At 71.6% G+C, this 14,608-nt stretch carries 3 protein-coding genes; 2 read left to right on the forward strand and 1 reads right to left on the reverse strand.

The genetic code is table 11. From position 1 onward, the window contains the following. Positions 1-12: 12 nt before the first annotated feature. Positions 13-4,701: a DUF6531 domain-containing protein gene (locus ACWCPN_RS26365; protein WP_451210770.1), complete on the reverse strand. Its 4,689-nt coding sequence runs from the start codon at positions 4,699-4,701 to the stop codon at positions 13-15. Between the two features lie 702 nt (positions 4,702-5,403). On the opposite strand from ACWCPN_RS26365, the gene ACWCPN_RS26370 reads away from it, so the two are divergent. Then, complete coding sequence (locus ACWCPN_RS26370; protein WP_451210772.1) at positions 5,404-12,315, forward strand: DEAD/DEAH box helicase; 6,912 nt, start codon at positions 5,404-5,406, stop codon at positions 12,313-12,315. After that, a complete protein-coding gene (locus ACWCPN_RS26375) occupies positions 12,312-14,588 on the forward strand; it encodes a UvrD-helicase domain-containing protein (RefSeq protein WP_451210774.1) in 2,277 nt (758 codons plus the stop codon). The genes ACWCPN_RS26370 and ACWCPN_RS26375 overlap by 4 nt, the downstream gene beginning before the upstream one ends. Positions 14,589-14,608: the final 20 nt, after the last annotated feature.

A 14,608-nucleotide genomic window follows, 5' to 3' on the forward strand; every position in this document is an offset into this window, starting at 1 on the left:
TCCTCCACGACGTCATTTCAGGAGGTCGTAGTTTATCGTCCAGCCCTTCTTCTCCAGCATGGCCTGGAACTTCCTGTTGTTCTTCAGGCTGTCGACCATGTCCTTGATGTGGGTGTCGTACTTGTCGCCGTACAGCTCGCGGATCTCGTCGATGTCCATCTTCATGGCCTGGTCCCAGCGCCCGGCGTCGATCAGCGCCCGCTGCTTCGCACGCCATTCGTCGCTCTCCTTGCTGGAGCCCGTGCTGGACAGCTCCCGATGGTCCTCGGCGTCCATGCGGATCGCGGGGCCCATTCCGGCGCCGCCGCCGTTCTTGCTGGTGCGGAACCCGGGCATGTCCAGATGGGAGTAGGACGCCTTCGCCGGGATGTGGTTGATCTCCTGGTCGACGGGGTTGATCCGCTCCTTCTTTTCGTTCAGGAGGTTCGCGGGCTTCATGCCGCTGTACCAGCCGCCGTTCTCGGTGCACCCCTTGGCGATCAGGCCCTCGGGGTCCATCCGGGTGTGCGGGTTCGTGACGTACGCGACCGGATTGGGCGCCGGTCCCAGGCCGAGCGGGTCGGGGCTCGTGTATCGCGCCGTGTCGGGGTCGTAGTGGCGCTGGTAGTTGTAGTGGAAGCCGGTCTCCGGGTCGTCGTACTGGCCGGGCAGGCGCAGCGGAGTGTATGCCTCCGCGTCCCTGTTCCAGCCCGTGGCGCCCCAGACCGTTGACCGGCCGCGCCAGGTGATCGCACCCTGCTCGTCGACGAGTTCGCTGGGCGCGCCCACCAAGTCCGTGACGATCGCGAAGAAGCGCGCGTCGACCTCGGCCTGGGGCTCCTGTTCGGGTTCGATGCGGCGTTCGAGCTGCGTCAGGGGGCGGTGGCCCTCGTAGTCCCATGTGGTGGTGACGTGGTGGGCCGTGTCCGTCTGCTCCGCCAGGCGGGTGCCGTCCCAGGTGAAGTGAACGGACTGCACGACGGTGTGCCCGTCGCCGGCGAGGCGGTGCTTGGCCGTGCGCCGTCCCAGCGGGTCGTAGGAGTACGTCCACCGGGTGCCGTCAGGGGTGACGCAGGCGATGAGACGGTTCTCCTCGTCCCAGGTGTAGCGCCAGGTGTCCGGCTTCTTCGACAGTCGCGTCTTCTGGCGCAGAGTGGTGCGGCCCGCGGCGTCGTATTCGTAGCGGATCCGTCCGGCGGTCACGACCCGGGTGCCCTCGTAGAGGCGCTCACCCCGACCGTCCGGGCGCGCAGCGTGGTCGGGCCACTCGGCACTGATCTCGTTCCCGGCACCGTCGTACGCATAGGACTCCGACCAGTTCTCGGCCGTGACGCGCAAGGGGCGTCCGACCGGATCGAGGTCGAAGTGCTTCCTGATGCCGCGCAGTTCGTCGGTGATCCGGTCCAGGCAGCCGTCGGAGCGGTAGCCGTAGGCACGGGCGCGCAGGGGCCGGCCGCCCGCGGACAGGTGTTGCGAGGTGAGCCGGCCCATGTCGTCCCACCCGGAAGTGAGGGTGACCGGTGCCTCGGCGGGTCCGAACCGGCGGGTCAGCTCCTTGCCCCACGCGTCGTGGGTGAAGGTCAGGGCGTGGCCGGAGCTGAGCAGTTCCGTGCGGTTGCCCACCGTGTCGTAGGCGAGCCGCGTCACCGCGCCGGTGGGGGTGGTGCGCGTGACGCGCCTTCCCGCGGCGTCGTAGGCGAACCGGGTGGTGCGCCCGTCCACGGTCTCGGCGACGACCCTGCCGACCACGTCGCGTTCCAGGGTCAGCGTGGATGCAGGTGCGGTCAGAGAGCTGACGCGGCCGGCGGCGTCGTACGTGTAGACGGTGCGTCGGCCCGCCACGTCCTTGGCGACGACGCGGCTCATGGCGTCGTACTCGTTGGACACCCGGGCGCCGAGGGGTGTCGTGCGCGAGACGGGCCGGCCCATCGGATCATGGTCGTAGGTGACCGTGCGCCCGTCGAAGTCGGACTCCGATGTCAGGTTGCCGTTCGCGTCGTAGGTGTAGTTCCAGCTCAGTCCTTGCGGGTTGAGGACTTCCGTCAGGCGCAGTTCGGTGTCGTACGCGAAGGAGTACCGGGCACCGTCCGCTCCGGTGCGGGCGGCGAGCCGGTCGAAGTGGGTGTACTCGAAGTAGGTGACGGCGCCGGTGGGGCCGGTGTGCGACGTGCAGTTGCCCTCCGCGTCCCAGGTCCAGCGCTCCTCGGTGCCGTCCGGTGCCACGCGCTGGGCCAGCCACCCGTGGGGAAGCCACCGCAGCAGGGTGGTCGCGCCGCCGGGGGCGGTGGCGCGGACCGGCCTGCCGAAGGGGTCGCGCTCCACCGACGCGGTGTGGCCGAGGGCGTCGGTGCGGGAGAGTACGAGGCCGGCTTCGTCGTGGGTGAGGTGCTCCGTCGCGCCGGTCGGATCGGTCAGGGTGAGCAGCGCGCCCCGCGCGTCGTAGGTGAAGTGGGTCTCGGTGCCGTCCGGCGCCGTGATCCTCGTGCGGTTTCCGCGCACGTCGTAGGCCTGGTGCCAAGTAGTTCCGTCGGCCTCGGTGATCTCTTCCGGGAGGTTGAGCGCGTTGTAGCGGGTCGTCGACGCGGTGCCGTCGGGGAAACCGATCCGGGTCAGGTTTCCCCGCTCGTCCCAGGTGAAGCGGGCCGTGTTGCCGAGCTGGTCGGTGCGCTCGAGCAGGTTGTCGTAGCGGTCCCACAGGAAGTGGACGGTGTGACCGAGGGGATCGGTCTCGGAGACGGTCTGGCCGAGTGCGTTGAGCCGGGTGACGATGACCGCGCCGGTCGAGTCGGTGAACCGGGTGACGCCTTCGGCGGTGTCGTAGGAGAAGCGCGAGGACAGCGCCCCGTCAGGACCGATCGTCTCCACGACCCGGCCCTCCGCGTCGTAGACGTATGCGTAGGTGTGGTCGTTGCGGTCGGTCCACGACGTCACCCGGTGCTCGTCGTCGTAGGTGAGCCGCAGCGGTACGGTGTCGGAGAAGGACGTGACCTCGCTCAGGTCGCCGTCGTCGTAGCCAAAGGACGCGACCCTGACCGGTCCGTCAGCGGTGCGCAGTTCCAGGGCCGCGACCCGGCCGCTCGCCCGGTCGCAGGTGACGCGCACGTCGGAACCGCCGTCGTGCAGGACGGCACTGGGCAGGCCCTCGTCGTCGCGGACGATCTGCACGGTGTTGCCGTTGCGGTCCTCGATCTCGCTGAGCCAGTACAGGCCACCGGAGGTGTAGGGGCTGCCGACGAACCGGCGTATGTGACCGGAGTACGGGTCCGTGGTGGCGTAGGTGACCTCACCCAGCGCGTTTCGGTCGACGTGAGTGAGCGGAACGCGCTCGCCCTCGACCGGCTCGACGGAATCGTCCGGGGAGGCGGGCACCCGCGGGTAGACGAGGAGCGAGCCGTCCTCCCGCGCCCAGACCGCGCCGCTGCCCGTCAGTTCCAGGCGTTCGTCGAGCGTCGAGGCCCAGCTCGGCCCGAAGCAGTGGCCGTAGCCGTAGCCGGACACATGGGTGCGCCGCAGGATCAGAGGCAGGATTCCGGGCAGGGCGAGGTCCGTCTGGGACATCACCATCTCGCCGCTGGCCACGTCGACCGGGTCGGTCTTGCAGCGTCGCCGGGTCAGGGCGACGGCCCTCGCGCGCGCGTTGGCCAGTGCGTCCTTGAGGGACCCGGGAAGGCGCTTGCCCGTGCCGTCCAGACGGGTGCGTCCGCCTCGGCCGTCACCGCCGCCCTTCCTGCCGCCGTCGATGGCGTCGAGTCTGCCGCCGATGTCGAGGTCCCTGCCCTTGTGCAGGCGTGAGGTGGCTTTCACCCGGTCCGGGACGGTCTCCGTGACGTGCTTGGAGATCTTCTTGAGGGCCTTCTCCGAGCCCTTGATCGCGCCGTGCAGCACACTGTCGAAGACTTGGGTGAAGGGGTCACGACCCTTGCTCCGGCCGAACGCTCCCTTCACCCGTCCCAGTGGGGAGGAGGCCGCGGTGTGCATGTCGCTTCCGTGCCGGGAGACCTTGCCGGCGCCATCCTCGAACTCGACATGGTCGATCTTGGTGGTCTTTCCGCCACCGGACGAACCTGAGCCACCGGCCGAGGCGAGCTGCATCCCGCCGTGTTTGCCTCCCCCATGCCCGCCGCCACCTCCGTCCGCGGGCGGCATGGAGAAGGCTCCCTCGGCCAGGTCCAGGACCATGTCCTCGACCATCGCCTCCAGCTTGGCGTTGACAGGCTCGGTGACCTTCGCGATCACCTCGTCGACGATCCGGTCCACGGCCTCGTCGAGGATGCGTTTGACTACCTGGCGCATCGCCGCGATCTCGGCCGCACCCAGGACCGCCGACAGGCCGCCAGTCACCCAGGCGAGGCCGATCGACAGGCCCACCGACCCGGCCATGACGGCCAGTTCGGCCTCGGCTTTCGTCTTCATCCAGAAGATGATCTCTGCGAGCACGTCACAGGCGTCCGCGAACAGACGGGCGAGCTCGGGCAGTTTCTCCAGGTGGCCCGCCTTGACCTGGTTCCAGTGCTTCTCCATCGCGTCGACGGCCCAGCCCTCGGAGGAGGACAGGACACGGGAGAACGCTCTGTGCGCGTCGGCCCCGTGACCCTCGAACTTCTCCGCGAAGTCACGCATGGCGTCCGCCATGTCGCGGTAGTCGTCCTCATCGACGTTGGGGAAGTTGATTCCGATGAAGTCGAGAACTTCGTCCAGCCAGTTGGGCAGTGTGTAGCCCATCCCCCGTTGTCCTCCTCGCGCACCGGAGCCGTCACTTCGGCGCATTGATCGGATGATCAGCCTAATCAGCGTCAGGGAGGAATGAACTATCGGGATCGGCCACACACTGACGGCCGGGCGCACCTGACGGTGCGATCGCGACAGATCGCCTGTTCTGGCAGGCAGGACATGTGCCGGAGACAGCGCCGCGTCCAGCTCCGACCACGCGGGCAGCCTCAGGTGTGCCGGCACTATGCCACTGACCCACCCAACCTGCTCCACACCGCGGGTCCGCTCGCACCGGGCGCTGCCCTCGCCGCCGTTCGAAGCGCGTGTACGAACGGCACGGTGGGCACAGCGGTGCCGGCGAACGGCTTCCCTCCCGACCGGCCACCCCTACGACAGCGGCGTCAACGAACCGCTGACCCTGAGCGCCTCCGAGCTGTGCGCCAACGCCGTACGCCACGGGCGGGTTCACGGCCGGCCCCTTCGGCGCCCACCTCCGTCGGCCGAAGAGGACAGGTCCCTCGCGCGCGAAGTCCACCACGACCTTTTGCGGCTTTCGCGCCACTCGCGCCGTCGTGGAGGTCCGGGATTCGACCAGGTGGGCGCCGATGTCCGAGGTGGGCGTTATTTTTGACGGAGATCGTCACGGTGCCGGCGCCGGCTGTCACAGGGGTGCCTGTCGGCGGTCCCGGATACCGCCTTGCCCGAAAGGTCCTCGTGAAGCCCACCCTGGCCTCCGCGCAGCTCCGCGGCAGTCTGACGCAGTACCTCACGACGACGTACGCACTGGCCGACGAGGACACGCGGCTCGCGCTGGAGCGGTTCCTCGGGGATCCGGAGACGGGGATCTTCCGGGGGCCGTACCTGCGGATCAGGACGCCGTTCCACCCTGCCGACGACGGCTGGCGGTCGGCGCTGGAGTGGCAGCCGTCGTTCAGGCCGTGGCGGCACCAGGCGAAGGCGTGGGAGCGGCTGAGCACGTACCAGGGGGCGGCCGAGCCGACCCTGGTGACCACCGGCACCGGCTCCGGCAAGACCGAGTCGTTCCTGATCCCCGTGCTCGACCACTGCCGGCGGCAGAAGGCACTGGGCCGGCGCGGGGTGAAGGCCGTGCTGCTCTACCCGATGAACGCGCTCGCCACCGACCAGGCGGGCCGTATCGGCGACTACCTGGCGCAGCCGGAGCTGGCGCAGGTGACGGCCGGTCTCTACATCGGCGACAAGCCGGACACGGACTTCCGGCGGGTGATGACGCGGCGCGAGGAGATGCGCCAGTCGCCGCCCGACGTGCTGATCACCAACTACAAGATGCTGGACCTGCTGCTGCAGCGGGCCGAGGACCGGCCGCTGTGGGAGGGCGCGGACCCGGCGTACGTGGTACTGGACGAGTTCCACACCTACGACGGCGCGCAGGGCACCGACGTGGCCATGCTGCTGCGCCGGCTCGCGTCGGCCGTGGGCGCCTCGAAGCCGGAGCGGCCGCTCGGGTCGATCTGCCCGGTGGCGACCTCCGCGACGCTCGGCGAGGGCGGGGGCGACACCGGGGGCATCCTCACCGTCGCCGAGCAGGTCTTCGGGGTACCGTTCGGGCCGGACTCGGTGATCGGCGAGGAGCGGCTGAGCGCTGACGACTTCGTCGGGGACATCGACTACGAGCTGCCCGAACCGCCCGGCCCCAAGGAGGTCATCGAGGTCTCGGGCGGCCCGGGCGTAGAGTCCGACCCGGACCGGCTCGACCTCGACGGGCTCGCCGCGCGGCTGCTGGGGCGGCGCGGGATGGACGCCTTCCAGATCGGGCGGCTGCTGAAGAAGCACGACTTCACCCACGGTGTGCTCGCGCTGCTCAACGGCGAGCCGCTCGACGAGTGGGGGCTGCGCGACCGCATGGCCCGCTTCGGGTACGCGTGGGCGCGCACCGCGCGGGAGAACCCGCGGCTCGCGCTGGAGGCGCTGTCGCGGTTCGTGGCGCTGCTGTCGTCGGCGCGGGACCCGGAGTCCGACGAGCGCCGGCCGCGTCCGCTGCTGCACATCGAGGCGCACCTGTGGGTCCGGCCGGTGGGGCGGGTGCTCAGCGGGGTGAGCGGCCGTCCGGAGTTCCGCTGGTACGAGGACGAGCGGGCCGTCGCGCGGCGCTCCGCGCTCACCGCGGCGTCGGCGTCCGAGGAGTCGGCCGAGGGTGACGAATGGCCGGCGGTGGACTCGCGGCGGCCCGAGGCGCTGCCCGGTTCGGACACCGTGCAGCGGCCGGCGCAGGCCCATCTTCCCGCCATCTACTGCCGTGTGTGCGGGCGTTCGGGCTGGGCGGCGCTGTCCCCGGAGGCCGATCCGCAGAAGCTGGAGACAAGTCCGCCGAAGATCTGGTCGGCGTCCGTCGGACGGGACAAGCGGCGGCTGCGGTATTTCATCTCGGCGACGGCCGCCGAGGCGCGGGACGCCCTCGCGGCGCTCACCGGCGACGCGCCGAAGCAGGCCGGCGGCGCCGATCCGCTCTCCGTGGTGGTGCTGGACGGGGCGCAGAGCACCTATCGCATGCCCGTCGCCGGAGACGGGGAGGGCTTGCAGGACGCCTGGTTCGCGCGGGCGATCCTCGAAAAGAAGACCGCCGACCAGGCCGCCAAGGACGACACCTGCCCGGCGTGCAACACCGACAACGGCATCCGGTTCCTCGGCACCGCGCTCGCCGCGCTGGCCTCCGCCACCGTCACCCAGCTGTTCACCGGCGGCCACGAGATCGCGCTGGCGCCGGAGGAGCGCAAGACGCTGCTGTTCAACGACTCCACCCAGGACGCGGCACATCGCGCCGGATACGTGGCCAACGCGTCGTACAAGTTCTCGCTGCGCTCGCTGCTCGCGCACCAGCTGGACGACTCCGGTATGCCGGTGCCGCTCAACGACCTCATCGGCGACGTCCTGGACTCCGTGGACGACCCGCAGACGCTCGCCGCGGTCGTCCCGCCGGACCTGCACGACGAACCGGGCGTGGACCGGCTGCTGTCCGGGCGCGGCACCGGGGACGCGCGGACCTGGAAGCTCATCGGGGAGCGGCTCGCGTTCGCGACCGTCATGGAGTTCGGGCTGCGCTCCCGGCTCGGCCGCACCCTGGAGCTGACCCGGACCACGGCCGCGGAGGTGGTGGTCGCCGACCCCGACCGGATCGTCGCGCTCGCCCGCGACCTGCACCTCACCCTGCCGGGGCAGCTCGGCCTGGACGGCGGCCTGCCCACGCCCGAGCGGTACATGGCGTACGTGCGCGGGCTGCTGGAGCGGCTGCGGCTGCGCGGCGGCGTGCGGCACCGGTGGCTGGACACCTGGATCAGGGAAGCGGGCGTCAACCAGTACCTGATCTCCGGGCAGCGGCCGGAGGGGATGCCGGCCTTCCCCGAGGGGTACGTGGCGCCGCCGAGGTTCCTCCTCGACGGGCCCAGGGAGAAGACCAAGTTCGACACCGTCACCGGCCGGGGCACCTGGTACCAGGACTGGACGCGGCGCTGCCTCGGCTTGGACACCGCGCAGGCGACCGAGTACCTGCGCCGGCTGCTCCCCGTCCTCGCCGACGAGGGCGTGCTGTCGGTGCGCACCGCCAAGGACCGCACGACCCGCGTCTACGGGCTGCAGCCGGGCCACATCCAGGTGCGGCTGCTGGCGGACGAGCTGGTGAACAAGGCGTTCGTGTCGTGCGAGGAGTGCGGCTGGCAGCAGGTGGTGCCGCCCGAGCGGCGCACCCGCTGGTACGGGCACCCCTGCCCGCGCTGGCGCTGCACCGGCATCCTCACCCCGCCGCAGCACACCCTGTCGTCGAGCGGGGCGGGGAGCGGCGGCTTCGGCGGCAGCCTGGAGCGCGACTACCGGGCCGACTACTACCGCCGCCTTTACCTGACCGGCGGCACCTACCGGGTCGTGACGGCCGAGCACACCGGCATGCTGACCCGGCCGGAACGGGAGCGCGTGGAGCGGACGTTCCGGCAGGGCACCCACTACACCGACCCCAACGTGCTGTCGTGCACGCCCACCCTGGAACTGGGCATCGACATCGGCGACCTGTCGGCCGTCCTGCTCGGCTCGCTGCCGGGCGGTCCGGCGAACTACGTGCAGCGTGCCGGGCGCGCCGGGCGCAGGACCGGCAACGCCCTGGTGGTCGCGTTCGGGGGACGCCGGGCCCGCGACCGGTACTACCTGGACGACCCGACCGAGATGATCGCCGGCGACATCGTGCCGCCGGGCTGCTACCTGTCGGCCGTCGAGATCCTGCGCCGCCAGTACACGGCGCATCTGCTGGACCGGGCGGCGCGCGGCGAACTCACCACCTCGGACGGCGAGCCGCTCATGCCGGTGCCGCGCCTGTCGTCGGCGCTGTTCGGCACCACCGGCTGGTGCCAGGACCTGTCCGACGCGGCACTCACCCACGGGGCCCGGCTGGTGGAGGAGTTCCTGGCGCTGTTCCCGCAGGCGCCCGGCGGCCCCGACGACGACCGGGGGGTGTCCGCGCACGCCGCGGACGAGTTGCGCGGCTACGCCACCGGCGGCATCGCACGCGCCCTGCAGGAGGCCGAGGAGGAGTGGACGGCGCGCCGCGAGGAGCTGCGCCGCCGTATCGCCGCCATCGACGCCGCGATGGACGGTCTACTCGCCGAGGACCGCGAACAGGGCGCCGAGCGGCGCGAACTGCTCGCGGAGCGGCGCGCCACCGGTGAGCTGCTGCGCGAGCTGAGCCAGGCGAGCGCGCACGGCGCCCTCGTCGAACTGGGCCTGCTGCCCAACTACAGCCTCACCGACACGACGACCTCGCTGGAGGCCACGCTCTACTGGAAGGAGGCGCCCGGGGACGAGGACGCGGAGACCCCGGACGGCGACGACGAGCGCCGGGACTGGGTGTACCGCAGCGAGGTGCGCGACTACGAGCGGTCCCGCAAGCTGTCCCTGACCGAACTCGCGCCCGGCAACAGCTTCTACGTCAACGGGTACCGGCACGTCGTGCGCGCCCTCGACATCGGCAGCCCGGAGCGGCGCGCCTGGGCGGTGTGGCGCCTGTGCCCGGCGTGCGGGTACGCGCGCACCCACGGCGATCCCAAGAACGACACCTCGCCGTGCCCGCGGTGCGGTTCGCGGGAGATAGCCGACGCAGGCTGTGTCCACCACGTGCTCCGGCCCCGGCGGGTGATGTCCCGGGACAAGCGGGACGACGCCCGGGTCCGGGACGACCGCGACGAGCGGGAGCGGAAGCGGTACGCGGTACTCACCACCGTCGACATCGACCCGGCGCACCTGACGGCCGGATCGTGGCGGCACGAGACCGCGGTCTTCGGCGCGGACTTCACTCGCAAGGCCGTCGTCCGCACGCTGAACCTCGGCGTCGACCGGCAGGACGGCAGCAGCACCGTCCCGCTGGCCGGGGACGACGTGCGCCTGAACCCGTTCTACGTGTGCACCAGTTGCGGTGGTGCGACTGCCGACGGGCGGCCGGTCGTCGACCAGTCGCAGCACGCGCTCACCGCGTCCCTCGCCCGCTCCACCCGCGCCAGCGCCCACCACCAGCTGTGGTGTCCGCGCCGGCGGCTGCGCGGCGGCGGGGAGGAGCAGGGTGCCGGGCTGGACGTGCCGCTTCTGCTGGCGCACGAGCTGACGACGGAGGCCGTCCGCATCCTGTTGCCCGCGTCCGTGGCGCGGGCCAAGGAGCGGCTGGCCTCGTTCACCGCCGCGCTTTTCGCGGGCATAGCGGCCCGCTACGGCGGCGATCCCGACCACATCGACATCACCGCCGCGTCCATGCCCGACGGCGAGGACCGCGACTGGCCGCGCCGGTTCCTCGTGGTGTACGACCGGCTGCCCGGCGGCACCGGATACCTGCACCGCCTGGCGACCTCCGACGGCTTCCGCGAGGTCCTGCTGAAGGCCCGGGAGGTGATCGAGAACTGCGGCTGCCTGGAGAAGGGGCTCGACGGCTGCCACCGCTGCCTGCTGCGCCGGGTGCCGCCGGCCGACTACGACAAGGTCAGCCGCAACGAGGTCCGGCAGATGCTGGACGAGCTGCTGGGTGCGGACGGTGAGCGCTGGCGGACCTCGCCCGTCGCCACCACGCAGCACATCCCGATGCACCGGCAGGCCGAGAGCGATCTCGAAGTACTGTTCATAGACACGCTGCGGGAGTGGGCCGGGCTGCCCGAGAGCCGTGCCAGCGGCGACGCCTACATCACCCCGGCCGGCACGCACGCGCTGGACCTGCGCCTCACCGCGACCGACGGCTCCACGCTGAGCTGGCGGGTGTCGCAGCAGCGCGTCCTGGACGGCACCCGGCCCGACGTCCTCTTCGAACGGGTCGACGCGCCGGGTCCGCGCGTGGCGGTCTACCTGGACGGCTACGAGTTCCACGCCGGCCGGGAGCACAACCGGGTCGGCGACGACGCCGACAAGCGCACGCGGCTGCGGGCGGAAGGGCTCAGGGTCTTCCAGCTCACCTACGGCGACGTGAAGGAGTGGCAGCGCCGCGTGCGGGACACCGGCCAGGCGGGCGTCGGCCCGGCCGACCCGGTGTGGGAGCCGTACGGCGACCAGGCCCGCGCCGTGGCCCGCGCGTACTACGCCAAGGTGTGGGGCGGGCTTCCCGGCGAGCTCGCGGAGACGGTGTGGGTCAATCCGGCCGTGCAGCTCGTGGAGTACCTGCGCCGGCCGGACGCCAGGCGCTGGCAGTGGCGGGCGGAGGCCGCCCTCGCGGGCTTCAGGGGCGCCGGTGCCGACCCCGTCGCGCTGCCGGCGGACGTGCTCGCCGAGCAGATCACGACGGCGCTGCGCGGCGGAACGCCCGCGGGGCCGCGCGGCCCGGTGCAGCTCTTCAGGGCCACCGACCGCTCGGGGCTGCCGCTGGTGTTCGCCGCGGACGGCCGGGCGAAGCCCCCCGCGTGGACCGGCATCGTCCTCCTCGACGACGCGCCCGGCGTGCACGCCGAGGAGGACGCGCACAAGCGGCGCTGGCGAGCCTGGCTGTACTGGTCCAATCTGCTGCAGTTCCTGGACGCCGGCGGCGGTGACGCCGTCCAGCTCACGACCGGCCGCCTGGAGGGGTTCCCCGTCGAGACGCTGGCGGTCACGGGCGGCAGCGGCGTCCTGGAGAGCGTGCGCGTAAGCCTGGCCACCACGGCGACCGCCGGCGACGCGACCGCGCCGGCCGCGACCACCGTCCCGTCGCCCAAGGCCCCCGCCGCGGCCGAGGCCGCTCCGGCGGGCGTCGCTGCGCCCGCCCGGGACACGGCGTGGGACCGGGTCATCGAGTACCTCGACCCGGACGAGCCCGGCCTGCTCGCGCTAGCCGAGGCCCTCGCCGCCCAGGGCGCCCCGGTTCCCGAGGACGGCTACGAACTCGACGAGAACGGCTGGCTGGCCGAGCTGGCCTGGCCCGGCGCACGCGTCGGCGTCGTCCTCGCCCCGCGCCCACCGGAGGGCGAGGACGAGGATCCGGAGGCCGTCGACCGCGACCGTGCGTTCGCCGCGGCCGGCTGGCAGGTGCGGCCCGCCGCCGACTGGACCGTCGACGACATCCTGCGCCGCCTCGACGGCGCACAACCATCCGGCGACCGCGAAGGTCGTAACCAGCCAGACGGCACCACCACGGACACCGGGGAGAACGAACAGCCGTGACCGGCAAGAACGCGACGCTGCGCCTGCTCGACAAGGCGGACCGGGAGATCCTGAAGCTTCCCCGCCCGGTCAAGGGAGCGATCTACGACTTCCAGCACAAGTTCAAGACCAACCCCGACTCCGCGGGCCTGCGGCTCAAGCAGTTGCAGGGCCACGACAAGCTGTACTCGGCACGCGTCAACGACGAGTACCGGGCGCTGCTGCTGCGCCTGGCCGACGACGACTGGCTGATCGTCTCGGTCAAGCACCGCAAGGACGTGTACGCGCACCTGGACCGGCTCACCTACTCGGTCAACCGCATCACCGGCGGCATCGAGTACGTGGACCTCCAGGTCGTGCAGCAGGAGGTGCTCAGTCCCGCGGCCCCGCGGACCGCCGCACCCACCGAGCCCGCCGTACCCGCCGAACCCGCGCCTCCCACCGGGCCGGCCGCGCCCGAACCGCTCTTCGCGAAGTGGTCGGAGCAGCAGCTCACCGACCTGGGTGTGGCCCCGTCCCTGATCCCGGTGGTCGCCGCGCTGACCACGGAGGACCAGCTTCTCGGGCTCGTCGAGTACGCGCCGCAGCTGACCGGCGAGGTGCTGCTGGCGCTGTACGACGGCAAGGAGTACGACGACGTCCTGGAGCAGGTCACCGCTCCCGTCGCGGCCCCGGAGCCGGTGGACGTCGAGGACTTCCAGACTGCCGTGGAACGTCCCGCCACCATCGTCACCACGACCGACGACGCGTTGCGCGAGGCGCTGGAGGGCGAGGACTTCGGGCGCTGGAAGGTGTTCCTGCACCCCACCCAGGCCAGGCTGGTCACGCGGGACTACAGCGGTCCGGCCCGCGTGGGCGGCGGGCCCGGCACCGGGAAGACCATCGTGGCGCTGCACCGGGTCAAGCACCTGGTGGAGCGGCTACCGGCCGGCCGGAACAAGCCAGTGCTGCTGACCACGTACAACAAGAACCTCGCGGCGGACCTGCGGTCTCGGCTGCTCGCCCTGGGCGGTGAGGCGCTGCTCTCGCGCGTCGAGATCAGCCATGTCGACCAGCTCGCGCTGCGGACCGTGCGGGAGGCGGAGCCCGGCAACCGCAAGCGGATCGTCGACGAGGCGCAGGCGGTCCGCGAATGGCGCTCGCTCCTGGACGAGCTCGGTCAGGACGGCTGGGACGCGGAGTTCCTGAACGACGAGTGGACGCAGGTGATCCTCGGCCAGGCCGTCACCTCCCGCACGGACTACTTCCGTGCCCGCCGTGCCGGACGCGGACGCACCGTGAGCCGTGCCGAGCGCGCGGAGATCTGGCAGCTCACCGAGCGGTTCACCCAGCGCCTGGACCGGCTCGGAGTGCAGACGTGGGACCAGGTCGCGGAGCGCGCGGCGCAACTCGAGGTGGAACGCGCCCGGCGCATCCAGGCCATCGACCGGCGGCGTGAGGAGGCGGGCGGCCTCGACAACATCCACGTCGCCGACGGCTCGGGAGGCTGGCTGCGCTACCGGTACCGGCACATCGTGGTCGACGAGGCCCAGGACCTGAGGCCTGCGCACTGGAAGATGCTGCGCGCGATGACCGCTCCGGACCGCAACGACCTCTTCCTGGTCGGCGACACCCACCAGCGCATCTACAAGAACCAGGTGACCCTCGGCAGCCTCGGCATCAACATCCGCGGCCGGTCGTCGAAGCTGTCGCTGAGCTACCGCACCACCCGGCAGATCCTGCGCTCCGCACTGAACGTGCTCGGCGACGAGACGTACGACGACCTCGACGGCAGCACGGAGAAACTGGCCGGGTACCGTTCGGTCCTCAGCGGCGCCCTCCCGGACCTGCACCGGCTGAGCGACTGGCAGGACGAGCGCGAGGCGATCACCGCGCTGATCGAGTCCTGGGGCCAGGTGCCGCACGAGCAGATCGCCATCGCCGTACCGACCAACCAGATGGCGAGCGAAGCCGCGTACACACTGGCCCAGCACGGTATCCGCGCCTTGGAGATCGGCCCGGACGGGCCCCGTGGCGACAGCGGCGTCCACATCGGCACGATGTTCCGCTTCAAGGGGCTCGAGTACCAGCGCATGATCATCGCGGGTGTGGCCGACGGGCTGGTGCCGCGTGCGAGCGTCCAGCAGCGGCGCACCACGGACCCGGCGCGGTACCGGACGGAGATGCAGCGCGCTCGGTCCCTGCTCTTCGTGGCGGCCACGCGCGCCCGGGACAGCCTGGACATCTTCTGGCACGGAGAGCCCAGCCCATTCCTCGCGGAGCTGATCAGGGTCCGGCCGCCGGTCGCGGCGTGACCGGCGCGGTGATCGTGCCG

The sequence above is a fragment of the Streptomyces sp. NPDC002386 genome, from assembly GCF_053593175.1.